Genomic DNA, 23,844 nt, shown 5'->3' on the forward strand with positions numbered 1-23,844 from the left:
CGCGGAACGGTACCCAAACGACATTTGTCGCGGCTTCTGTATCAGACTGCGCCCCGGCAAACGGAACCGCAAGCAAGAGTGCGCGAAACGACAACGGCGGCCACGACGAATTACCCGTCGTGACCGCCGTCATCGAGCAATCAGGCGCGCAGAGCAGCGCCCAGGCGTTCACCTGCGACCGCCACGGCCGCGTCACGGGCCGCCGTCGCCTCTTCGACCGTCAGCGTGCGGTCCGGCGCGCGGAAGCGCAGCGAGTACGCGAGCGACTTCTTGCCCTCGCCCACCTGCTCACCCGTGTAGACGTCGAACAGGCGGATGTCCTCGAGCAGTTCGCCCGCGGACCCGCCGAGCACCTCGGACACCGACTGCACCGGCACGGAGGCGTCGACGACGAGCGCGACGTCCAGCAGCACCGGCGGGTAGGCCGACACCATCGGGGCCGGGCGGTGGTCGTCCAGCGGCAACGCGTCCAGGTCGAGCTCGAACGCCACGGTCCGCTTGGGCAGGCCCAGCGCCTCGACCACCTTCGGGTGCAGCTCACCGGCGTGACCGACGGGCCAGTCGCCCACGCGCAGTTCGGCACAACGACCGGGGTGCCACGGCAGCAGGTCCGAAGCCACGACGCGCAGCTGCACGCCGTACGCCTGGCCGACCCGGCGCGCCGCCTCGACGGCGTCCGACCAGTCGGCGATGCGGCCCTTGCCCCACCAGCCCGCGAGCTCGCGGTGACCGGTCAGCACGCCGGCGACGTGCAGCGGCTGCTGCGGCAGCGCGGCGAGCATCGAGGCGACCTCGGCCTCGGTGGGCCGGCGGTCGACGCCCAGCGAAGGCACCGGAACCTGTTGCGCGCGCGGCAAAGTCACCTGCGCGATGTTGTACAGCGCGACGTCGCGAGCACCGCGGGCCAGGTTGCGCTGCAACGTCTCCAGCAGGCCCGGCAGCAGGGTGGTGGCGAGGACGTTCTTGTCCGCCTCCAACGGGTTCAGCACGCCGACCGTGTTGCGGCGGACGTCGTCAGCGGCAAGCCCGAAGCTGTCGAACACCGACGGGTCGATGAACGGGAACGGCTTGACCTCGACGAAACCGTCCTCGGCCAGGGTGCGCCACACCGTGCGGCGGCGACGCTGCTGCTCGGTCAGGCCGCGACCGGCGGGCGCAGGCGGCAGCACCGAGGGGATCGTGTCGTACCCCTCCAGCCGCAGCACCTCCTCCACCAGGTCCGCGGGCTGCACGAGGTCCGCGCGCCACGTCGGCGGCACGGCCGTGACGATCGTCTGGCCCTCCTCCGAGGTGGTCACGGAGACCTGGCAGCCGATCTGGCCGAGCCGGCGGGCGGTGACGCCACGCGCGTAGCGGACACCGGCGATGCGGTCCGGCAGGTCGATCGGCATCGACACCGGCTCCGGCAGCGCGGGCGCGCCGACGTCGGTGCGGCCCGGCTTGATCTGGCCCTCGGCGTAGTGGTTGAGCAGCTTGGCGGCCCGCTCCAGCGCCACCGGTGCGAGTGCCGGGTCGACCGTGCGCTCGAACCGCTTCGCGGCCTCGGACGGCAGCTTGTGCCGGCGGACCGTGCGCGCGATGGACGCCGGGTCCCAGTTCGCCGCCTCCAGCAGGATGTCCGAGGACGAGTCCTGGACCTCCGTGGACGCGCCGCCCATGACACCGGCCAGGGAGATCACGCCGGAGTCGTCCGAGATGACGATGTCGTCGGTGTCGAGAGCGCGCACCGAGTCGTCCAGCGTCGTGAGCTTCTCCCCCGCCAGCGCACGGCGAACCGTCAGCGCGCCGGAGAGCGAGGACGCGTCGAACGCGTGCAGCGGCTGGCCCAGTTCGAGCATCACGTAGTTCGTGACGTCGACCGGCAGCGAGATCGAGCGCATGCCCGCGAGCATCAGGCGGCGGCGCATCCACCACGGCGTGGGCGCGGTCGGGTCGACACCGGTGACCCGGCGCGCGACGAACCGCGAGCAGCCGGTGCGGTCCTCGATGTGGACCGGCCACGCCTCGCCCTCGGGCTCCGGGATCTCGATGACACCGGGGTCGCCGAACGGCACGTCCAGCGCGCACGCGATCTCACGGGCCAGGCCGCGGACCGAGAACGCGTAGCCGCGGTCCGGGGTCGGCGCGAGCTCGATGACGCTGTCGTTCAGCCCGAGCAGCTCCATGGCGTCGTCGCCGGGCTGCGCGGTGCCGGTGGGCAGCACGAGGATGCCGGAGTGGTCGTCGCCGATGCCGAGCTCGTCGGCGGCGCAGATCATGCCCTGCGACACGCGGCCGTACGTCTTGCGCTCGGAGATCGTGAAGCCACCCGGCAGCACGGCGCCGGGCAGCGCGACGACGACCGAGTCGCCCTCGACGAAGTTCGTGGCACCGCAGATGATCTGGTTGGTCTGCTCGGGACCGACCTCGACCTTGCAGTAGCGGATCGGCTTCTTGAACTCGGTGAGCTCCTCGATCTCGACGACGCGACCGGCGACGATCGGGCCGGTCACGGGACCGAGCGGGCTCACCTCCTCGACCTCGATGCCGATGCGGGTGAACGCCTCGGCGAGCTCGTCGGGCGTGGGGACTTCGTCGAAACCGAGGTGTTCGACCAGCCAGCTGACCGGGACGCGCATCCGGATCAGGCCTCCGTTCCGAAAGGCTGGGTGAAGCGGACGTCGCCCTCGACCATGTCGCGCATGTCGGGCAGACCGTTGCGGAACTGCAGGGTGCGCTCGAGGCCCATGCCGAACGCGAAGCCGGAGTAGACGTCCGGGTCGACGCCGCAGGCGCGCAGCACGTTGGGGTTGACCATGCCGCAGCCGCCCCACTCGACCCAGCCGGCGCCGCCCTTCTTCTCCGGGAACCACACGTCGACCTCGGCCGACGGCTCGGTGAAGGGGAAGAACGACGGGCGCAGGCGGGTCTTCGAGTCCTCGCCGAACATCGAACGCGCGAAGGCGTCCAGGGTGCCCTTGAGGTGGCCCATGGTCAGGCCCTTGTCGACCGCGAGACCCTCGACCTGGTGGAACACCGGGGTGTGGGTCGCGTCGAGCTCGTCGGTGCGGAACGTGCGGCCGGGGCACACGACGTACACCGGCAGCTCGCGGTCCAGCAGCGTGCGGGCCTGCACGGGCGAGGTGTGCGTGCGCAGGACGAGCGCGGAGTCGGACGGCGCGATGTAGAAGGTGTCCTGCATCGAGCGGGCCGGGTGGTCCTTGCCGAAGTTCAACGCGTCGAAGTTGAACCACTCGGTCTCGAGCTCGGGGCCCTCGGCGATCTCGTAGCCCATGGCCACGAAGACGTCGCCGATGCGCTCGGCGAGCGTCGTGATCGGGTGGCGCGCGCCGCGCGGGAAGCGGTCCCAGGGCAGCGTGACATCGACGGACTCCTCGCGCAGCACCCGCTCGTCGCGCTCGACCTGGAGCACGGCGTGGCGCTCGTCGAACGCCGTCTTGATCGCGGACTGCGCCTCGTTGACCCGCTTGCCGGCCTCGGCCTTCGCCTTGGGAGGCAGTGCACCGATCTCGCGGCGGGCCAGCAGCACGGGCGACCGGTCGCCGAGGTGGCCAGGCTTGACCGAGGCGAGCGCCTCGAGGTCGGCAGCTCCGGCGAACGCCTCGCGCGCTTTCTGCACGGCCGCGTCGAGGTGCTCGGCCGACAGCGCCGCGACCTCCTTGGGGTCGTACGGGTCGTTGGCTCCGGACATGGTTGGTGGACAGCTCCCGTCGCGGACTGCTGATAAAGAACAGGCCGATCCTAGTGGGTGGCGTGTTGACCTCTCCCGGACGTTCCGTTAAAGAGCGGCACTGGCCCCTTATGCGTCCCTAGGATGGGCGGCATCATGTCGCACACCTTCCGCGTCGACCTGCGCGGCATCATCGACCTGCTCAGCCACCACCTGTACAGCAGCCCGCGCGTCTACGTGCGAGAACTGCTGCAGAACGCCGTAGACGCGATCACGGCGCGGCGTGAGCTCGACCCGTCGTGCCCGGCCGAGGTCACGATCACCTGCGGCGCCACGCTGTCGATCACCGACACCGGCGTGGGTCTCACCGAGGCAGAGGTGCACGAGCTGCTGTCGACGCTCGGACGCACGTCGAAACGCGATGACCTGGGGTTTGCCCGCGAGGGGTTCCTCGGCCAGTTCGGCGTCGGCATGCTGTCGTGCTTCCTCGTCGCTTCTTCAGTGACAGTCATCACCCGGTCCGCGCGCGGCGGTCCGGCGGTGCGCTGGGAAGCGGATTCCTCCGGTAACTACACCGTGTCCGAAGTGGACGCGGTGGACACCGGGGACGGTGTGCCGGTCGGTACGACGGTGGTGCTGACCGCGTCACGCGGCAGCGAGCACTGGCTCGAAGCGGACGTCGTGCGGCCGTTGGTGAGCGACTACGGCGACCTGCTCCCGGCGGTCGTGACCCTGGACGGCGCGGCGGTGACCCGTGGCGAACGGCCGTGGGACAGCGCCGATGACGGGGAGGACGCGGATCTCACCGAGTACTGCGAGCAGATCTTCGGGTTCAAGCCGTTCGAGGCGATCCCGATCGAGGTCGAGGCGGCGGGGCTGACCGGCGTCGCGTTCGTGCTGCCGGAGGGCGTGCACCCCGGGACGCGGCAGACGCACCGGGTGTACCTGAAGCGGATGCTCGTCGGGGACAACGTCGAGGGCCTGCTCCCGGACTGGGCGTACTTCGTGCGGTGCGTGGTCGACGCGTCCGCGATCCGGCCGACGGCGTCGCGCGAGTCGCTGTACCAGGACGAGATGCTGCTGGCGGTGCGCGAGGAGCTGGGCGAGCAGATCCGCGACTGGCTGATCCGGCTGGACGCGATCGAACCGCGCCGCGCCGGTGAGCTGCTGGCCGCGCACCACCTGGGCATCAAGTCGCTGGCCCGGTCCGACGACGAGATGCTGCGGCTGGTCGAGCGCTGGCTGCCGTTCGAGACGACGGACGGCGCGGTGCCGTTGCGGCAGTTCAAGCGCAAGCACGGCGCGATCCTCTACATCCCGGACGTCGACGAGTTCCACCAGCTGGCGCCGGTCGCGGCCGCGCAGGGCCTCGGGCTCGTGAACGCCGGCTACGCCTACGACATGGAGCTGCTGAACCGGCTGAGCGCTTTGGACGGTCCCGCCGTCGCACGCCGGGTGGCGCCCTCCGAACTGCTGGCGGCGCTGGCCGACCCGGAACCGGACATCGAGACGGCGTTGCGGCTGCGGCTGGCCGAGGGCGCGGCGGCGCTGGACCGGCACGACTGCGACGCGGTGATCCGCGACTTCGACCCGGTCTCGTTGCCCGCGCTGCTGATCAGCAACGCCGAGCAGCAGCGCAAGCTCGACACCGAGCAGACCGCGGAAGAGGTGGCGGACCCGTTGTGGACGGAGCTGCTGGGCCAGCTCACGGCTGGCTCCGACTCGTCGCGGCCAGAGCAGCTGGTGCTGAACTGCCGCAACCCGCTCGTGCAGCGACTGGCCAGGCTGACCGACCCGGCGCTGGTGGAGCTCACGCTCGAATCTCTTTACGTGCACGCCGTTCTGCAGGCGCGGCGGGCGATGCGACCGAAGGACACGGCGGCGCTGAACCGCTCGTTCCTGGAACTTCTCGACCGCGCCGTTGGGGGCAAGTGACATGGCCGACTTCACCGCCGAGGACGCCGAACGGGCGTTCCTCGAGGCCTACAACATGCCGACCGGCATGCCGAAGCACGAGGCGCTGGAACGGGCCGCGCGCATGTCCGACGCGCTCGGGCACCTGCCGCTCGGGGTGTCGTGCCGGATCGCGTTGATCGACTCGGCGTACTACCTGTCGCGCTACGACCTGATGCTGGCGCCGTTCGCGTGGGTGCGGGCCGCCGAGGAGAAGGACCCCGAGGCGTTCAACGAATACGAGATCCACTCGCTGAACTGGTCGCACAAGTGGGTCGCGACGGGACTGCGCCGGGACCCGCGGTTCTCGCTGGAGCAGTTGCAGGCGGTGATCGGGCAGCTCGCCGACCGCTACGGGCGGCTCGGGTTCTCGGCGCAGCCGGTGCACGGTGCGCGCGCCGAGCACGCCTACCACGTCGGTGACATGGTCGGGCTCGCCGAGCACCTCGGGAAGTACCTGGCCACCGAGTCCGGGCCGATGGCGGACTGCGACGCGTGCGTGGTCGAGGAGCAGGTCTGGATGCTGGCGCGGCTGGGCCGGCACCAGGAAGCCGCCGCGCACGGCTGGGAAGGCCTGTCCGGCAACACGAAGTGCGCCACGCAGCCGCAGGGCATCCTGTCCGCGCTGCTGTGGCCGTTGCTGGAGATCGGCGACACCGAACGCGCGGCGCACGCGCACACGACCGCGTACCGGTTGATCAAAGAAGACGAGATCACCTCGTACGTGCACGAGCACATCCGGTTCTGCGCGCTGACGGGCAACCTCGCGCGCGGCGAGGAGATCCTGCGCCGGTCGCTGCACAAGGTGAAGGGCGAACAGCTGCCGGCCGACGAGATGTCGTTCGCGGAGTGCGCTTCCGTTCTGTTGAAACGACTTCCGGCCGACACGGTGTTCGAGGTGCCCGCGGTCGGAACGCGGACGGCGGCCGAGTTGCTCGACCGGTTGTCGAAGCGGGCGTTGCAGCTGGCGAGGCAGTTCGACGAGCGCAACGGCACGTCCGCGTGGCTCGACCGGGTGTCGAAGTCGTTGGAGCAGGCCGACTACCCGCACGTCGAGCTGGCCGTTCCGACCGCGCCGGTGGCCGCTCCCGCCGAGGAGTCCGTCGTGTTCGGCGACCCGGTGGAGATCGCCCAGGCGATGGTGACGCTGTACGACCAGGGCGACTTCGTGAAGGCGCGCCGGATGCTCGACTCGCTGCCCGCGGACATGGACCCGTTGCTGCCGCCCGATCTCGCGGCACACGCGAGCATCCGGCGGATGACGACGGGGCTCGTGCCGTTCGACTCCTCGGTGTTCGAGGAGCTGCTCGCGGCACTGCCCGCCGATCTCGCGCTGCGCTACCGGGTGCGGCTGGCGATGGGGATGGAGAACGGCCTGGAGATCGCCGAGCGGTGCCTGGCCGAGGCCGAGAGCGACTACACCCGCACGGTCGCGGCGTTGGTGCTGGCCGAACTGCTGGACGACGCGCACGCCCACGAGCGGGCCTCCGAGATGATCGCACTGGCGTCCTCTTTGGATGTTGCGGAGCTGCGCGGCCGGGTGCTGGTCGAGGCGGCGGAACACCGTGCGCGGCAACAGGATCTCGACGGCGCGTACAGCGACGTCAAGGCGGCGATGGCGCGCGAGCTGCCGCCGAGCGCGCGGTTCGAAGGCTTCCGGCTCCAGCTGCGGCTGGAAACGGTGCTGGGCCGCGTTTCCGAGGCGATGGCGACGGCCCGTGCGTTCGTGGCGGCGTTCCCGCTGCCCGAGTCCGCCGAGGCGCGCTGGTACCAGGTGGCGTCGATCCAGGAACTGGACCAGGAGGGCGCGTGCCTGGGCGACCTGCGCGAGGCCGTGGCGATCTCGCGCACGCACCTGTCCCCCGGCCACACCGCCCACTTCTGCTTCGCGCTGAGCGGCGGTTACGTGCAGACGGACCGGTTCGTCGAGGCCGCCGAGGTGCTGGAGGAGTCGCTGCGGCTGCTGCAGGACGGCCAGGAGGACCTGCGGCTGCAGGTGGTGTTCCGGCTCGGGCAGGTGTGCCGCAAGCTGGGCGAGCTTCCGGCCGCCGAGCGGTACCTGCGGGAGGCGTCCGAACTGCTGCCGCCCGAGGAGGCAGGGCGCCGGGCGTTCCTGCTGGACGCGCTGGCGTCGGTGCAGGGCCGGCTCGACAAGCACGACGAGGCCACGGCTTCCTGGCGCGCGGCCGCCGCGTTGTGGCAGCAGGAGGGCAACGTCTCCGAGGCGATCGGCTCGTTGATCGAGCTGGCCTCGAACCTGCCGGACGACGAGGTCGTCGAGACCCGCGCGGCGGTCGACGAGGCCGAGGCGTTGCTGCCGACGCTGGACGATCCGACGGAAGTCACGCGACGCCAGGCGGAGATCGTCGCGATCCGCGCGTGGGTGCACGGCCAGGCAGGTGAGTTCGCGCTGGCGATGAAGCACTACCGCGACGCCGAGGCGCTGGTGGTGTCGCTGGGCGACGAGAACTGGCGGGTGTTCGTCGTGCTGCGGGCCGCCCAGGTGCTGCTGGGCGCGGACGACGCCGAGGGCGCGGAGGCGGAGGCGCGCCGGGCGGCATCGCTGCTGCCCGACGACGTTCAGGTCGCGAACGTGCTGTCGGTGCTCTCGGAGGCGTTGCGGCGGCAGAACAAGCCGGGCGGCACCGATCCGCTGGTGCGCGAGCTGACCGCCCGGCTGGACTGATCAGTCGTTCGAGGTCGCCTTCTGGTAGGCGACCTCGAACGCCTCGTCCGCGGGAACCGCGATGTGCGGGACCACCCCGACGCCTTCCCAGTTGGTGCCGGAGATCGGGTTGATCGCACGGCCGTTGGGGATCGACGACTTGAGGTGCGGGCCGACCCGGTAGCGCTCGCCGGGGTGGGCGCCACCCTTCGTGGTCTCGCCGATGAGGGTGGCGCGCTTGTTCTGCTGCAGGTTGTAGCTCAGTTCCTCCGCCCCGGAGAACGTGCGGCCGCTGGTGAGGACGTACACCGGCTTCGTGCCGCCGAACTTCGGGCCCGGCACGTGCGGCAGCGTCCAGTACTGCTGCGTGGAGTCGTCCGGACGGTTGTAGATGTCGTTGAGGTGCACCTTTTCGTCGAACAGATAGCTGCAGATCAGCGCGACCGTGTTGGGGTCGCCGCCGCCGTTCTTGCGCAGGTCGATGATCAACGCGTCGGTGTGCGCGATGAGGTTCATCGCGGCGGTGACGGCGGGCGTGGCGATTTCGGCGTCGTGCAACAGGCTCAGCTCCAGCAGGCCGACGTTGCCTTCCAGCCGCTCGATCTTCCTGATGCCGAACGCGTCGAGCTCGGCCTCCTTCCGGTAGGCCACCGGGTCCCAGGCCGTTTCCTGGTCCGTCTCGGGGACCTCGGCCTCGCTGTAGAGCAGGCGGAGGTGCTTGTCCCCGTTGACACTCTGCAGATCCGCGGTGACTCGGGCCGCGAACTCCTCGTCGGTGGAGGCGTCGGCGTACGCGCCCTCCTCCAGACGGGTGCGCAGGACCTTCGTGATCTCGTTGGCCGTGTCCGGAAAGACGTAGTAGGAAGCGAGCTGGGAGCAGAGAAGTTCGATCTCGGGTTCGCGCACCGGCCCACGATACGAGACGCACGCCGAACCGCATGCGCTTTTTCGGCGTGGGTACTGGATGTGCACCCTGACTGGCAGTTCGACCACATCGACCCGTTGCTGGCCAACCCTTTGAACGAGGTACTGGCCGGCTTGCGCGCACAGTGTCCTGTCGTGCATTCCACCCGGCACGGCGGGTTCACGGCCGCACTCACCTACGACACGATCAAGCAGATCCTCGGCGACCACGCCACCTACAGCTCGATCGACGGCATCGCCATCCCGCGGCTGACGATGACCGGCAAGCCTCCCGTCGACTTCGACCCGCCGCTGCACACCATGTACCGCAAGATCCTGCAGCGGCACTTCACCCGTACCGCCGTGGCGCGCTACGACAACACCTTGCGCACATTGGTCCGGCATCGGATCAAGGAGCTGGTGGTGAAGGGTGACGTGGACCTGGTGCCGTCGCTCGCGCACTACCTGCCGCCGGCCGCGATCGCGTTGATCCTCGGCATGCCACCCGAGGACGGATCGTTCTTCCTCGGCTGGCTGGACAGGTTGTTCCTGGCCGCGCGCACCGGTTCGCGGGAGGACGGCGACCTGGCCCTGCTGGAGTTCAAGGGCTACATCGCCGATCAACTCGAACGGCAGCGGGCAGCCGGGGCGGACACGGTGGCGCTGGCGATCGCGGAGGGCACCGTGGCCGGACGGCCGCTGACGCCGCAGGAGCAGATCGGGATGTTCGTGTTCCTGATCATCGCCGGCCACGAGACGACCGTGCACGGACTCAGCACGATGCTCTACTTCCTGGCGACCGTGGACGGGTTGCGTGCGCGGGTGGCCGAGGAGCCCTCGTTGATCCCGCGAATGGTCGAGGAGTGCCTGCGGATCGAGTCACCGGTGGTGGGAATCGCACGGACCAGACTGCCCGACGGAAGGCGGGTCCTCGCGGTGCTGAACGCGGCCAACCACGACCCGGCGGTGTTCGAGGCACCCGAGGAGTTCCGATGCGAGCGCGACCGGAACCCGCACCTGGCGTTCGGGTACGGCGTGCATCGGTGCGTGGGCGAACACCTGGCGTTGCTGGAGATGCGGATCGTCGCGGAGGAGGTGCTCAGCCTGATGCCGGACTACCGGTTCGCGCCGGACTTCCGTCCACAGTGGAGCGGCGGGAAGATGACCCGGGGCATCGAGTCACTTCCCGTTCAGCTGCGCTGATCCCGCGCCGAGGCGTAGAGGCAGACCGCGGCGGCCGTCGCGAGGTTCAGGCTCTCGGCGGCCCCGTACAGCGGCACCTTCAGCGAGGTGTCGAGGGAGGCGACCACGTCGTCGGGCAGGCCGTGGGCCTCGCTGCCGAACACCCACGCGGTGGGCTGCCGCAGATCGCCCTTGGCGGAGGCCTCCACGAGGTCGTCCCGCGCGTACCCGTCGGCGGCCACGAGCTTCAGGCCGGCCTGGCGACAGGCGGCGAAAACCTCTGCGGCGTCGCGGGATCGTGCGATCGGCAGGTGGAACAGCGAGCCGGTGGAGGCGCGCACGCACTTGCCGTTGTGCGGGTCGACCGTGTCGCCCGCGAAGATCACCGCGTCGGCTCCGGCCGCGTCGGCCACGCGCGTGACGGTGCCCGCGTTGCCGGGGTCCGAGACGCCGTAGAGGACGGCGACGAGGCGTGGGCTGCCGGCGAGAGCCTGGTCCAGAGGCTGCGGCACGCCGTCGCAGACCGCGACGAGCCCTTGGGGCGTCACGGTTTCCGACAGCGAGGCGGCTGCCTTGTCGGTGACCTCGCTGATCCGGATGCCCCTGTCCGAGGCGGTCTGGAGCAGTTCGGCGTTGCGTTCCGCGGCCGTCGCCGTGACGAAGAGCTCGTGCACCTCACCGTTCTTCCAGGCGAGTGCCTCACGGACGGCCTGAGCTCCCTCGACGAGGAAGCGGCCGGCCTTGTCACGGCCCTGGCGACGGGTCAGGTGCCGAGCAGCAACGACCCGAGGCGTCCGTTCGGTGAACGGATCTGCCTCGGGTCGCCTGCCTGCTCGGTGAGCGCTGTCGCGAGAGTGCTGGCTCAGGCCTGGTCCCCGGCCGGAGCGTTCACGTCGGCCGGCAGCGCGCCACGGGCGATCTCGACGAGAGCCGAGAAGGCGTTGGCGTCGTGCACCGCGAGGTCCGCGAGGATCTTGCGGTCGACCTCGACACCACCCAGGCGAAGGCCCTGGATGAGACGGTTGTAGGTCATACCGTTCGCGCGGGCAGCGGCGTTGATCCGCTGGATCCACAGCTTGCGGAAGTCGCCCTTGCGCGCACGCCGGTCGCGGTACGCGTAGTTGAGCGAGTGGAGCACCTGCTCCTTGGCCTTGCGGTACAGCCTCGAGCGCTGACCGCGGTAGCCGCTGGCCAGCTCAAGGGTGGTACGACGCTTCTTCTGGGCGTTTACAGCCCGCTTGACGCGTGCCACGGGTCCATCCTGTCGATCTCATGGGGGGAAGGGTCGGGGCCTTCCCCCGAATTAGCTAGGGGGTGTCGAAGCGGGTCAGAGACCGAGCAGCTTCTTGATGCGCGGGGCGTCGTTCTCCGACACGACCGCGGTGCCGCTCATGCGACGCGTCACCTTGCTGGACTTCTTCTCCAGGATGTGGCGCTTGCCGGCCTTCTCCCGGAGGATCTTGCCGCTGCCGGTGACCTTGAAGCGCTTCGAGGTCCCGCTGTGCGTCTTGTTCTTCGGCATTTCCGTCCTCGTCTCGTGCTACCCACCGGGTCGGGGGCGGGGTATGCGTCCTATTCGGCGGCTTCGGCGGCGTCGTCACCTTCGACGACGTCGTCCTGGTCCTGCTTGACCGGACGCGGCTTGATGTTCTTGTGCGGCGCCAACACCATGATCATGTTGCGGCCGTCCTGCTTCGGGTTGGACTCGACGAAGCCCAGCTCCGCGACGTCCTCCGCCAGCTTCTGCAGCAACCGGTAACCGAGCTCCGGGCGCGACTGCTCGCGGCCGCGGAACATGATGGTCACCTTGACCTTGTTCCCGTGCGACAGGAAGCGGGCCACGTGGCCCTTCTTCGTCTGGTAGTCGTGCGGGTCGATCTTCGGCCGGAGCTTCTGCTCCTTGATCACGGTCAGCTGCTGGTTACGGCGAGACTCACGAGCCTTCTGGGCGGTCTCGTACTTGAACTTGCCGTAGTCCATGAGCTTGCATACCGGAGGTCGAGCCTGCGCGGCGACCTCGACGAGGTCCAGATCCGCTTCCTGCGCGAGTCGGAGTGCGTCCTCGATGCGAACGATCCCGACCTGCTCGCCGTTCGGCCCGACCAGACGGACCTCAGGCACGCGGATGCGGTCGTTGATGCGCGGCTCGGTGCTCACAGGAGCACCTCGGTTCGAGGGACTTGTCATTCACGTCCTTTAAGACTCGTTTGCGCCAAAGACAAGAGCCCCGTCGTCGATGTCGACGACAGGGCCCGCTTCCGACCGATCACCAACCTGACTCGAAGGCACCCGTGTGCCCTGTGTCAGGAGGACCGGACCCGGCCACCTCTTGAGGCGGTGAACGCGGGTGGGAGCGGGGCTCCACTTGCCGCTCTCGCACTAACGAGAGCTGGTCGCGTCGGAAATACTAGCAGACGAGCTTGTCAACCCCCGAATCGAGGCGGTGTGTCGCCCGCTTGCTTGAATGTCGGGGTGACCGATCCGCTTGAAGACAGTGTCCGTGACCTCGGGGATGTGCCGAGCATCGAGGTCATCAGCCGGGCAGCGGTGATGCTGCTGTCCGCCTCCGCCGAACGCCTCGGCCTCGCGGACCCGGACCCCGACAACTCCCCTCGCCGCGACCTCGACGAGGCCCGCCGCCTGATCACCGGCCTGGCCGGCCTGGTCACCGCGACGTCGGAGTACCTCGGCCCGCACGCCGCACCGCTGAAGGACGGCCTGCAGTCGGTGCAGCGCGCGTTCCGCGAGGCCTCCGCCGTCCCGGACGAGCCCGGCCAGGGTCCCGGCGAGAAGTTCACCGGTCCCGTCTACTGATCGGCCCCGGCTACTGGTCGGCCCCGGTTACTGGTCGGCCCTGACCACGACCGGCTCCCACGGCTCCGCCCTGATCTGGAACACCGCGCTCGCCCGTTGCCCGGTGGCGGCCCGGAAGGTGACGGCGGAGCCGTTGTGGAGCGGGCCGACGTCCAGGTGTTCGGCCGGGGGCTCGTCGTGCTGCGAGAGCCCGAGCACCCGGCTGCCGGGCACCACCGACACCGTGAGCTGTTCGATGACCGCCGGCCCGCCGAAGTAGCTGAGCCGGAACTCGTCGGGCGCGCCGGGCGTGATCGCGAACGTCGGCATGCCCCGGCGGCTGCGCTCGGCGGCGAGGAAATCGGTGAGCTCGTTGATCTGCTGCGTCGCCTGCTGAGCGCTGAACTGCGCCTCGTCCGCCAGCATCCGTGCCGCCGTGGCCGCCTCCTGGGCTTCCAGCGCGGCTTTCTGTCCTTCCAGAACGGCTTTGCGGGCGTCCTCGGTCGCCGTCTTGGACTGCAGCGCGCTGGCCGTCGCCTGCTCGACGGCCTTGCGCGCGGCCTGGGCCTCCTCCTGCGACCTGCGCGCGGCCTCCTGAGCCTCACGAGCCGCCGCCTGGGCGTTCTTCGCTTCACGCGCCTGCCACAACGCGATGGCCGTCGCACACATCGCCACGACGGCGGCGATCACCGAGAGCGCGATCATGCCCGCACCCCCAGCGCCGCGAGCTGCCTGCGTGCCAGCTCGTCGATGACGTCCGTGTCACCCGTGCGCCAGCCCACCGCGGGATCGTTGGGGAACTTCGCGAGATCCTTGGGCTTCAGACTGGTAAGCGCTCTCAGGGCGAGCAGATCGGGCTTGTCGCGGAGTTTCGCGGTGTTGCCGGCCTTGAGCGCGTACCGCAGCCGCAACGGCAGCCAGGTGATCAGCAGGAACAGCACCGGAATCGTGACGAGCGCCACGGCGAGCCAGAACGCGGTGTCCTGCACCACGCCGATCTGGGCGTTGCCCACCCCGATGAGCGTCTCGCCGGCCTTGGTGCCGTTGCCGAGCGCCCCGGACAGGTCGTCGCCCACGAACGGCACGCCCTTGGCCTTGCCAGCGGCGTTGGTGAAGACGTCGCGGATGTCACCGCCCGCGTTGACCAGCCCGTCCCCCGGCGCTCTGAGTTCCAGCACCCAGTCGTGGGCGGTGGTCGCCACCCAGATCCAGAGGGCCACCCACCCCACGGCGAGGAGGTCGGCGATCAGCTGACGCGTGAGCCTGACAGGTCTGTCCGCGTACCACTTCATGAAGCGGATGCTGCCACGTGACCCATCACCCGTCGATGATCACCTCGGCGGAACCGAGCATCGCGCGCGCCCAGGCCGTGCCGTCCTGCCGGCCGATCCAGCCCCCGTACAGCAACGAGTACCGCCGGTTCCGGTCTCCCCAGAACTCGTTGACCCTGGCCAGCGCGTCCTGGCGGGCAAGTCCAAGATTTTCCAGTGCCGCCGCGGTTTCGGCCATGACCCGCCGCTGTTCTTCGTTGCAGGAGTACAAGTACTCGGTGGGCTTGGTGCTCAGCACCAGCAACGGCCGCGGGTCGTCCTCGAACCCGTCCGGCACACCCTGGAACGTCACGCTCGTCGTCACCGGCACCACACCGTCGTGCGGCTCGGAGATGGCGAACAGCGCGGTGACCGAGCCGTTGACCGCGAGGCACGCTCGTGCGTAAACCATCGACATACCCAGCAGTTCGGCCAGGTCGTCACCGCGGAAGTCGCGGTCGGGCCGCAACGGCACGAGCGCGGCGAGGTCCGGTGGCAGCGCGGGTTCGCCGGGCCTGATCGCGTGCAGCGCCGCCCGCATCCGGGCGTTGGCCTTCTCGGAGATCAACCTTGTCCTCCAAGTGCGAAGGGCGTGCCTCCGTTCAGAGGCACGCCCAAGCAAAACATCCTTCGAACGCGGTCCGCGCGCTGAGTTCCGTTCAGCAGACCGGTCAGTCGACGACGGCCAGCGCGTCGATCTCCACCAGCAGGCCGGCCGGGAGTCCGACGTAGACGGTCGTGCGGGCGGGGGCGGGGTCCGTGACGAACTCGCCGTAGACCTCGTTCAGTTCCGCGAAGTGCGCGGTGTCGGTGAGGTAGACGCGGATCATCACCACGTCGTCGATGGACGCGCCACCGGCGGCGAGCACCGCGTGGAGGTTCGCGAACGTCTGGCGGGTCTGCTCGGCGACGGTGGTACCGACGATCTCGCCGGACTTCGGGTCGAACGCGACCTGACCGGCCACCTGCAGGATGTTGCCCTTGCGCACACCCTGCGAGAAACGGGCCACCGGCTGCGGCGCGTCGGCGGTCTTGATCTCAACCTTGGACAACGGAATTCCCCTTATCTTGGAACGTAACCGCACTCGACGGAGGCAGCTTCGGCGGTGGCGAGCAGGTCGGGCAGGTGGGCCAGGAGCCCGTCGAAGTCGAGCAGCACCTTGGGCACCGACATCGACACGGCGGCGAGCACCTCACCCCGCGCGCCCTTGATCGGGGCGGCGATGCAGTGGATGAAGTCCTCGTGCTCGGCGTTGTCGACCGCGTAACCGTTGGCGCGCACCCGCTCCAGCTCGGCCAGGTACGCCGTCGGGCCGATGATGGTGTTCGCCGTCAGCCTCGGGAACTCCATCGTCGACAAAACCTTCTGCAGCGCGACCGGGGCCAGGTCCGCCAGCAGGATCTTCGCCACGGCCGTGCAGTGCAACGGCGCGCGGCGGCCGATGCGCGAGTACATCCGCATCTGGTGCGTCGACTCGTACTTGTCGATGTAGATCACCTCACCGTCCTCATAGGACGCGAGGTGGATGGTGTACCCCAGGCGTGAGTTCAGATCGCGCAACGCCGGTTCGGCCGATCGCCGGACGTCGCGTTCCTCCAGCGCGCGGTTGGCGAGGTCGAACAACGCGGTGCCGAGCCGGTAGTGGTGCACGCCGTCGCGCTGCACGAAGCGGTGCGACTCCAAAGTGCGCAACAACCGGAGCGTCGTCGACTTGTGCACGCCGATCACGCCGGACAGCTCGTCCAGCGTCTTCGGGCCCGTCGCGAGCTGGCTCACCAGTGTGAGCGCGCGGTCGAGGCTCTGGCTCATTAGTCCTCCAGGCGGGCGGACGCCCAGGTCTGCGGGTCGGCGTGCAGCAGCGGAATCGTCACGTCGTCCGGCAAAGGATCTCCGACGTCCTCGGCGGTGAGCAAAGCGGAGGCCGCCTGCAGGTGCCCGGCGCGCAGCCGGACCGACGGGGTCTCCCCGGCGAGCGTCGCCGCGAGGAACCCGGCCGCGAACGCGTCGCCCGCGCCGACCGGTTCCACGACCTCGACCTTCAGCGCCGGTTCGAAGTACGACGAACCGCCTTCGAGCAACGTGGCACCGTCCGCGCCCTGCTTGACCACCAGCGACGCCGGGCCGGGCAGCAACGCGCGCAGGCGTTGCGGATCACCCGTGCCCCAGACCAGTTCGGCCTCGTCGGACCCCGCCAGCACCACGTCGGCCAGGTCCGCGAGCTCCCGCAGCACGCGCGGGTCGCGGTCGGCCCAGAGCGCGGGCCGCCAGTTCAGGTCGAAGGAGATTCGAAAACCGTGTCGCGGCCGGCGCAGCAGTTCACGCATCAGCGCGAGGCACGAATCGGACAGAGCGGGCGTGATGCCGCTGACGTGCACCAGCTTCACCTCGCCGAGGCCGAGCCGGTCGATCATCTCCAGCCCCATGCCGGACGCCGCCGAGCCGCGCCGGTAGTAGCGGACGGGGCTGCCGTGCGGTGAGGCCTCCTTGACGTACAACCCGGTCGGCCGGGTCGCGTCGATCCGCACCCGCGAGACGTCGACGCCGAAGCCGCCCACGGTGTCGAGCACCGCCAGCCCGAACGAGTCGTCGCCGACCGCGCTGACCCACGACGACCGCACGCCGAGGCGGACCAGATGCATGGCGACGTTGGACTCGGCGCCCCCGACGGCCCGGTGCCAGGTGCGCACCAGATGCACGGGACCGGGTTCAGCCGGAACCATCATCACCATGGTCTCGCCGAGACACACGACACCGCCGACGTGTTCGAACCGCATGCGTGCTCCAGAGGTGTTCGTTGACGGCGGCGCACCCGAATGCTACACACTCCAGCATCACATCGCGCAATGGGAGTTGCAAAATATGCAACATCTGATGGACATGGACCTCTCAGCCGTCGCGGACATCCGTTCCGAACGGATCAGCTGGCGGTTCAAGGGCCTGCCGTCGAGCACGTTCGGCTCGACCATCGGCGAGGTCGCCGACCAGCGGCTGGACCTCTTCGCCGACGAGTTCGTCGGCCCGCTCGTCGTGCTGGACGCGGACGCGTTGACGCACAACCTGACGACGATGTCCAAGTGGTGTGACAACCACGGCGTCAAGCTGGCACCGCACGGCAAGACGACGATGGCACCGCAGCTGTTCCAGCGGCAGATCGAGCACGGCGTCTGGGGCATCACCGCGGCCAACGCCTCGCAGCTGCGGGTGTACCGCGCGTTCGGCGTCAGCCGGATCCTGCTGGCGAACCAGCTGCTCGACCCCGGCGCGCTGCGCTGGCTCGTCGGCGAACTGGACCGCGACCCTGCCTTCGAGTTCAGCTGCTGGGCCGACTCCGAGGCCGGTGTCACGCTGCTGAGCGAGACGCTGCGGGAACTCCAGGCGTCCCGCCCGGTCGACGTGCTGGTCGAGCTCGGCGCTCCCGGCGGACGCACCGGCGCCCGCGACCTGGAGACCGCGCTGACCGTGGCTCACGCGATCGACCAGAGCCCCGTGCTGCGACTGGCCGGCGCCAGCGGTTACGAGGGCGCGCTGGCGCACGACGCGTCCGAGTCGTCGCAGGCCGTGGTGGACCGGTACCTGGCAGACCTGCGGACGTTGGTGCTGCGGATGGCCGACGCCGGATTGCTCGACGAGCTGGACTCGGCGATCGTCACCGCCGGTGGCAGCGCGTACTTCGACCAGGTGGCGGCGACGCTGTCCCAGCCGTGGCCGGTGCCGGTCACCCCAGTGCTGCGCAGCGGCGCATACATCACGCACGACGACGGCTTCTACCGCGGGATCTCGCCGTTCTCGCGGATCGAGGGCGTGGAGCCGTTCCGCTCGGCTTTGCGCGCGTGGGCCCAGGTGACGTCACGGCCGCAGCGCGATCTGGCGTTGCTGACGATCGGCAAGCGCGACGCGTCGTTCGACGAAGGCCTGCCGGAGCCGCAGCTGGTGCGCCGGCACGACGGCGCGGTCGCCCCGCTGACCCAGGCCCGCGTGTCGGCGATGAACGACCAGCACGCGTTCCTCCAGCTCGGGCCCGAGTCCACGGTCCGGGTCGGCGACTGGGTCGGGCTGGGTTTGTCCCACCCCTGCACGGTGTTCGACAAGTGGCAGCTCATCCCGGTCGTCGAGGGCACGACCGTGGTCGACCTCATTCGCACCTACTTTTGATCGGAGTGCACCGATGGACGACGTCGTCCTGCGCGGACCGCTGATCGCAGACGGCACGGGCACACCCGCCTACCGCGCGGATGTGTCGATCAAGGACGGCGTCATCTCGGCGATCGGCCCCGGGCTGAGCGCCACGCGGTCGATCGACGCGGACGGGCTGGTGCTCGCGCCGGGGTTCATCGACATGCATTCGCACTCGGACCTGCGGATCCTCGCCGAACCGGACCACTTCGCGAAGGTCTCGCAGGGCGTCACGACCGAGGTGCTCGGCCAGGACGGGCTGTCGTACGCGCCGGTGAACGACGAGGTGCTCGCGACGTTGCGCGGTCAGCTCGCCGGGTGGAACGACGACCCGCCTGGCTTCGACTGGAACTGGCGCTCGGTCGGCCAGTACCTCGACCGGCTCGACCAGGGCATCGCGGTGAACGCCGCGTACCTGGTGCCGCAGGGGACGTTGCGGATGCTGGCGGTCGGGTGGGACGACCGGCCGGCGACCGACGCCGAGATGCTCGTCATGAAGAACAAGCTGGCGAAGTCGTTGGTGGAGGGCGCGTTCGGCATGTCGTCCGGGCTCACCTACACGCCGGGCATGTACGCGGACACGTCCGAACTGGTGCAGCTGTGCGAGGTCGTCGGGAACTTCGGCGGCTTCTACAGCCCGCACCACCGCAGCTACGGCGCGGGCGCGTTGGAGGCGTACGCCGAGATGGTGGACGTGTCGAAGAGATCCGGCTGTCCGTTGCACCTCGCGCACGCCACGATGAACTTCCCGGTCAACAAGGGTCGTGCACCGGAACTGCTGGCACTGCTGGACGACGCGATCGCCCAGGGCGCCGACATCTCGCTGGACACCTACCCGTACCTGCCGGGCGCGACGTACCTGAGCGCGCTGCTGCCGTCGTGGGCGACGGAAGGCGGGCCGGAGCGGGCGCTGGCGCGGTTGTCCGATGTGGACACCCGCGAACGCATCCGTGAGGAGATCGAGGAGATCGGTTCCGACGGGTGCCACGGCGTACCGGTCGACTGGGACTCCATCGAGATCAACGGTGTGCGCAACGACCGCAACGCGCACCTGGTCGGCGCCAGCGTCCACGCGTCCGCGGTGCGTCTGGGACGCGCGCCGGCCGAGCTGTACTTCGACGTGTTGGTCGACGAACGCCTGGGTACGTCGTGCCTCATGCATGTGGGCCACGAGGAGAACGTGCAGGCGATCATGAAACATCCGGCGCACACGGGCGGCAGCGACGGCCTGCTCGTCGGTGACCGGCCGCACCCGCGCGCGTGGGGCACGTTCCCCCGCTACTTCGCGCGCTACGTCCGCGAGCTGGGCGTGCTGAGCCTGGAGGAGTGCGTCGAGCACCTCACCGGCCGGGCCGCCAAACGTTTGCGGCTCACCGACCGGGGTCTGGTCCGCGAGGGCTACGCGGCCGACCTGGTGCTGTTCGACGCCTCGACGATCGCCGACACGGCGACGTTCGACCAGCCCCGGCAGCAGGCCGCCGGCATCCCGTACGTGTTCTGCAACGGGGTACCGGTGATCGACGACGGAACCGCCACCGGCGCATTGCCAGGCCATTCACTCAGGAGCCGCCCGTGATCAACTGGTTGCAACACTCGACACCCGGTCTGCTGACCCTCGCGGTAGTCAGCATCGCGGTGCTGCTGCTCCTCATCATCAGGTTCAAGGTCGAGCCGTTCATCGCGCTGCTCGTCGTCGCCCTCGGGGTGGCGCTGGCCGCGGGCGTGCCGACGGAGACGCTGGTCGGTTCGGCGCAGAAGGCCTCGGACTCGTTGCTGGAGAAGGGCTTCGGCGGCATCCTCGGGCACATCACCGCGATCATCGGTCTCGGTACGCTGCTCGGCGCGATCCTCGAGGCGTCCGGCGGCGCGCAGGTGCTGATGGACAAGCTGATGAGCGCGTTCGGCGAGAAGCGCGCGCCGGTCGCGATCGGCCTCGCCGGTCTCATCTTCGGTGTGCCGGTCTTCTTCGACATCGGCATCTTCGTGCTGGCACCGCTGGTCTACGTGGCGGCCAAGCGCAGCGGCAAGTCGATCGTGCTGTTCAGCATGCCGTTGCTCGCGGGTCTGTCGGTCATGCACGCGTTCATGCCACCGCACCCCGGTCCGGTCGCCGCGGCCGGTCTGCTGAAGGTCGGGCTCGGCTGGATCATCATCATGGGTCTCGCGGTGGCGATCCCGTCGTGGTTCGTCGGCGGTGTCCTGTACTCGTACTGGATCGGCAAGCGCATCAACGTGCCGGTGCCGGAGGAGATGCTGGTCGCGGCCGAGCAGGCCAAGGCGGAGAACGGTGACCGCGAGCCGCCCTCGCTCGGGCTGGTGCTCTCGATCATCGGCCTACCGCTGGTGCTGATCCTGGCCGGCACGTTCGGCTCGATCCTGCTGCAGAAGGGATCGCGGCCGTACTCGATCGCCACGTTCTTCGGCACCCCCGCCGTGGCGCTGACGATCGCCGTGCTGCTCGCGTTCTGGCTGCTGGGTTTCCGGCGCGGCATGACGCGGGACAAGATCGGCGAGATGGCGGGCGCGTCGCTGCGACCGGTCGCGATGATCCTGCTCGTGGTCGGTGCCGGTGGCTTCTTCGGTGCCGTGCTGGCCGCGACCGGCATCGGCAAGACCCTGGCCGGCGAACTTTCGGACCTCGGCCTGCCGGTGATCGCGCTGTCCTACGTGATCAGCTGCGTCATCCGGATCGCGCAGGGTTCGGCGACGGTCGCGATCGTCACGACCGCGGGGATCGTGGCACCGGTGCTGGCGGACCTGAACTACTCGCAGCCGCAGCTCGCCCTGATCGTGATGGCGATCGCGTCCGGTTCGATCATCGCCTCGCACGTCAACGACGGCGGGTTCTGGATCGTGTCCCGCTACTTCGGGCTCTCGGTGAAGGAAACACTGCAGTCTTGGACGGTGCTGGAGACCATCCTGTCGGTGGTCGGTTTCGTGGTCGCGGCACTGCTCAGCCTGGTCGTCTAATCAGACACAACTCAACAAGTTCGAACGCTTGACAACGCAGGCCCCGCGTTTGAGGATCGGCGCATTGTTCATTTGTGTTCGATGTGGACGGGGCTCGCATGAGCAGCAATGAGGTCGTGCACCTGCACGACGACACCTCCAGCGTGGTGATCGACGTGAGGGGCACGGGGTTGCCCGTCGTCACGCACTGGGGGCGCACGCTCGGCGACGTCGGCCAGGACGCCCTGCGCACCCTGGCCGACGTGGTGACGGGAACCGTCCCCAACAGCTCACCCGACCACCCGGTCGTGGTCGCGCTGCTGCCCGAGGCGGGCGCGGGCCACTCCGGCCGTCCTGGCCTGCGCGGGCACCGCGGCGGCGAGCACTTCGCGCCCGCGCTCGCGGTGACGTCGTCCTCGGCCGAGGACTCGGTCTTCCGTTACGTGGCCGAGGATCCGGCGGCCGAGCTGACCGTGACCGGTGTGGTGGAACTGGCCTCGTCCGGGATGCTCCGGGTGCGGCACACCGTGCGCAACGACGGCTCGACGCCGTATGCGTTGGAGGGACTGGAAACCGCGCTGCCGGCGCCTGCCCACGCCACCGAACTGCTCGACTTCACGGGCCGGTGGGCTCGCGAACGTTCGCCGCAGCGGCACCCGTTCAACTACGGCTCCTGGGTCCGCGAGAACCGCCGCGGCCGCACCGGGCCCGACGCGACCATCGGGCTGCTCGCCGGGACGCCGGGGTTCTCGTTCCGCTCCGGTGAGGTGTGGGCGCTGCACGTCGCGTGGAGCGGCAACCACGTGACGTACGCGGAGAGCTTCCCCGACTCGACGCCCGTGCTGGGCGGCGGAGAGCTGTTGCTGCCGGGCGAGATCGTGCTGGCGCCCGGCGAGACCTACGAGCAGCCGTGGCTGTACGCGGCCTACTCCGCTGAGGGCATCGACGGCATCAGCGCGGCTTTCCACCGTCAGCTGCGCGAGCGAACGCTCCGGCCTCGCCCGGTCGTGCTCAACACGTGGGAAGCTGTCTACTTCGACCACGACCTCGCGCGGCTGAAGTCGCTGGCCGACACCGCCGCCGCCATGGGCGTCGAACGGTTCGTGCTCGACGACGGCTGGTTCCGCCACCGTCGCGACGACACGGCGGGCCTCGGCGACTGGTACGTGGACGACACCGTGTGGCCCGACGGCCTGACCCCGCTGATCGAGCACGTCCGTTCGCTCGGCATGGAGTTCGGGCTGTGGTTCGAGCCCGAGATGATCAACACGGACTCGGATCTGTACCGCGCCCACCCGGACTGGGTGCTCGGCCCCCGTTCCGGCGTGCTGCCGCCGTCGTGGCGCAACCAGCAGGTGCTGAACATCGCGCACCCCGAGGCTTACGCGTACATCCTCGACCGCGTCTCGTCCGTGTTGTCCGACAACGACATCGCGTTCGTGAAGTGGGACCACAACCGCGACCTGATCGGCTCGCGGGTGCACGACCAGACCGCCGCGTTCTACCGGCTGCTGGACGAACTGCGGCTGCGCCACCCGCACGTGGAGATCGAAAGTTGCTCGTCCGGCGGCTCCCGGATCGACCTCGGCGTGCTGTCGCGCACCGACCGCGTGTGGACCTCCGACTGCAACGACGCCCTGGAACGCCAGCTGATCCAGCGGTGGACCGGCCTGTTCCTGCCGCCGGAACTGATGGGCGCGCACGTCGGCCCGACGCACTCGCACACCACGGGCCGCACGCACGACCTGTCGTTCCGGGTGGCGACGGCGTTGTTCGGGCACTTCGGCATCGAGTGGGACATCAACTCGGCGACCGAGGCCGAGCGCGGGGGTCTGCAGGCCGCGATCGAGTACTACAAGGACGTGCGTTCCTTGGTGCACAGCGGTGTCTCGGTGCGCTCCGACCACCCGGACCCGGCCGCCTGGGTGCACGGCGTGGTCGCGGCCGATCGGTCCGAGGCGCTGTTCTGCTACGCGCAGATCGCGACTTCGGTGCAGCACAAGCCGGTTCGGGTGCGCTTCCCCGGCCTCGATCCCGCACGCACGTACCAGCTGACGTTCGACGCGCCCGCCGGTCTGCCGAGGCTGATCGGGCGGGACGACAAGAAGTGGGAACCGGTCTCGTTGCCCGGCTCGGTGCTCGGTGACGTCGGGATCCAGCTCCCGGTGCTGGAACCGGAGCAGGCGATCCTCCTCCGCCTCCGCTAGAAACGATGAAGGGACCCTTCATCCACCTGACGTGGAGG

General features: G+C 69.5%; 21 protein-coding genes. 8 read left to right on the top strand and 13 right to left on the bottom strand.

Features of this window, described 5'->3' with window-relative positions; all coding sequences use genetic code 11:
* Positions 1-140 precede the first annotated feature (140 nt).
* The gene (gene pheT, locus B0F77_RS17415) at positions 141-2,618 is read right to left on the bottom strand and encodes a phenylalanine--tRNA ligase subunit beta (protein WP_086663962.1); all 2,478 of its coding nucleotides are present in this window, start codon (positions 2,616-2,618) and stop codon (positions 141-143) included.
* 5 nt (positions 2,619-2,623) lie between these two features.
* Positions 2,624-3,691 carry a phenylalanine--tRNA ligase subunit alpha gene (gene pheS, locus B0F77_RS17420; RefSeq protein WP_086663963.1) on the bottom strand — a complete coding sequence of 356 codons (1,068 nt, stop codon included), beginning with the start codon at positions 3,689-3,691 and terminating at the stop codon, positions 2,624-2,626.
* A 135-nt stretch (positions 3,692-3,826) separates the two neighbouring features.
* On the opposite strand from pheS, the gene B0F77_RS17425 reads away from it, so the two are divergent.
* Entirely contained in the window at positions 3,827-5,605 is a 1,779-nt protein-coding gene (locus B0F77_RS17425; RefSeq protein WP_086664028.1) for an HSP90 family protein, read from the top strand.
* A gap of 1 nt (position 5,606) precedes the next feature.
* Positions 5,607-8,309, top strand: a complete 2,703-nt coding sequence (locus tag B0F77_RS17430; RefSeq protein ID WP_086663964.1) for a hypothetical protein — start codon at positions 5,607-5,609, stop codon at positions 8,307-8,309.
* Here the strand turns inward: B0F77_RS17430 and B0F77_RS17435 are convergent, their stop codons facing one another.
* Positions 8,310-9,194, bottom strand: a complete 885-nt coding sequence (locus tag B0F77_RS17435) for a S41 family peptidase (protein WP_211293842.1) — start codon at positions 9,192-9,194, stop codon at positions 8,310-8,312.
* A 60-nt stretch (positions 9,195-9,254) separates the two neighbouring features.
* On the opposite strand from B0F77_RS17435, the gene B0F77_RS17440 reads away from it, so the two are divergent.
* Positions 9,255-10,394, top strand: coding sequence for a cytochrome P450 (locus B0F77_RS17440; RefSeq protein ID WP_211293843.1), 1,140 nt, complete (start codon positions 9,255-9,257; stop codon positions 10,392-10,394).
* On the opposite strand, the gene B0F77_RS17445 is transcribed toward B0F77_RS17440, so the two are convergent.
* The 4 genes from B0F77_RS17445 to infC form a co-directional block, all read right to left on the bottom strand.
* Positions 10,382-11,239, bottom strand: a complete 858-nt coding sequence (locus tag B0F77_RS17445; protein WP_086664029.1) for a TrmH family RNA methyltransferase — start codon at positions 11,237-11,239, stop codon at positions 10,382-10,384. The genes B0F77_RS17440 and B0F77_RS17445 overlap by 13 nt on opposite strands.
* Positions 11,236-11,625 carry a 50S ribosomal protein L20 gene (gene rplT / locus B0F77_RS17450; protein ID WP_086663967.1) on the bottom strand — a complete coding sequence of 130 codons (390 nt, stop codon included), beginning with the start codon at positions 11,623-11,625 and terminating at the stop codon, positions 11,236-11,238. The genes B0F77_RS17445 and rplT overlap by 4 nt, the downstream gene beginning before the upstream one ends.
* 75 nt (positions 11,626-11,700) lie before the next feature.
* Positions 11,701-11,895 (bottom strand): 50S ribosomal protein L35, encoded by a 195-nt coding sequence (gene rpmI, locus B0F77_RS17455; RefSeq protein ID WP_086663968.1) that lies wholly within the window; start codon positions 11,893-11,895, stop codon positions 11,701-11,703.
* Between the two features lie 50 nt (positions 11,896-11,945).
* Positions 11,946-12,560 carry a translation initiation factor IF-3 gene (gene infC, locus B0F77_RS17460; RefSeq protein WP_086663969.1) on the bottom strand — a complete coding sequence of 205 codons (615 nt, stop codon included), beginning with the start codon at positions 12,558-12,560 and terminating at the stop codon, positions 11,946-11,948.
* A gap of 285 nt (positions 12,561-12,845) precedes the next feature.
* On the opposite strand from infC, the gene B0F77_RS17465 reads away from it, so the two are divergent.
* A complete protein-coding gene (locus B0F77_RS17465; RefSeq protein WP_086663970.1) occupies positions 12,846-13,187 on the top strand; it encodes a DUF1844 domain-containing protein in 342 nt (113 codons plus the stop codon).
* Positions 13,188-13,214: 27 nt separating this feature from the next.
* Here B0F77_RS17465 and B0F77_RS17470 read toward each other — a convergent pair whose 3' ends face one another.
* The 6 genes from B0F77_RS17470 to B0F77_RS17495 form a co-directional block, all read right to left on the bottom strand.
* The gene (locus B0F77_RS17470) at positions 13,215-13,871 is read right to left on the bottom strand and encodes a hypothetical protein (RefSeq protein WP_086663971.1); all 657 of its coding nucleotides are present in this window, start codon (positions 13,869-13,871) and stop codon (positions 13,215-13,217) included.
* Positions 13,868-14,458, bottom strand: a complete 591-nt coding sequence (locus B0F77_RS17475; RefSeq protein WP_086663972.1) for a hypothetical protein — start codon at positions 14,456-14,458, stop codon at positions 13,868-13,870. The genes B0F77_RS17470 and B0F77_RS17475 overlap by 4 nt, the downstream gene beginning before the upstream one ends.
* A 25-nt stretch (positions 14,459-14,483) precedes the next feature.
* Complete coding sequence (locus B0F77_RS17480) at positions 14,484-15,044, bottom strand: hypothetical protein (RefSeq protein ID WP_086663973.1); 561 nt, start codon at positions 15,042-15,044, stop codon at positions 14,484-14,486.
* Between the two features lie 103 nt (positions 15,045-15,147).
* Positions 15,148-15,528, bottom strand: a complete 381-nt coding sequence (locus B0F77_RS17485) for a RidA family protein (RefSeq protein WP_030481733.1) — start codon at positions 15,526-15,528, stop codon at positions 15,148-15,150.
* An 11-nt stretch (positions 15,529-15,539) separates the two neighbouring features.
* Positions 15,540-16,286, bottom strand: a complete 747-nt coding sequence (locus B0F77_RS17490; RefSeq protein WP_086663974.1) for an IclR family transcriptional regulator — start codon at positions 16,284-16,286, stop codon at positions 15,540-15,542.
* The gene (locus B0F77_RS17495; RefSeq protein ID WP_086663975.1) at positions 16,286-17,251 is read right to left on the bottom strand and encodes a sugar kinase; all 966 of its coding nucleotides are present in this window, start codon (positions 17,249-17,251) and stop codon (positions 16,286-16,288) included. Before B0F77_RS17495 ends, B0F77_RS17490 begins: the two co-directional genes overlap by 1 nt.
* Before the next feature lie 97 nt (positions 17,252-17,348).
* Between B0F77_RS17495 and B0F77_RS17500 the strand changes: the two genes are divergently transcribed.
* The 4 genes from B0F77_RS17500 (at position 17,349) to B0F77_RS17515 (ending at position 23,806) form a co-directional block, all read left to right on the top strand.
* Positions 17,349-18,629, top strand: a complete 1,281-nt coding sequence (locus tag B0F77_RS17500; protein ID WP_245848337.1) for an amino acid deaminase — start codon at positions 17,349-17,351, stop codon at positions 18,627-18,629.
* A 13-nt stretch (positions 18,630-18,642) separates the two neighbouring features.
* On the top strand, positions 18,643-20,226 hold the full coding sequence (locus B0F77_RS17505; RefSeq protein WP_086663977.1) for an N-acyl-D-amino-acid deacylase family protein: 1,584 nt from the start codon (positions 18,643-18,645) through the stop codon (positions 20,224-20,226).
* On the top strand, positions 20,223-21,620 hold the full coding sequence (locus tag B0F77_RS17510) for a GntP family permease (RefSeq protein ID WP_086663978.1): 1,398 nt from the start codon (positions 20,223-20,225) through the stop codon (positions 21,618-21,620). Before B0F77_RS17505 ends, B0F77_RS17510 begins: the two co-directional genes overlap by 4 nt.
* 98 nt (positions 21,621-21,718) lie before the next feature.
* Positions 21,719-23,806 carry an alpha-galactosidase gene (locus tag B0F77_RS17515; RefSeq protein WP_086663979.1) on the top strand — a complete coding sequence of 696 codons (2,088 nt, stop codon included), beginning with the start codon at positions 21,719-21,721 and terminating at the stop codon, positions 23,804-23,806.
* Positions 23,807-23,844 lie beyond the last annotated feature (38 nt).

It is taken from the genome of Lentzea kentuckyensis (genome assembly GCF_002150765.1).
Lineage (GTDB): Bacteria > Actinomycetota > Actinomycetes > Mycobacteriales > Pseudonocardiaceae > Lentzea > Lentzea kentuckyensis.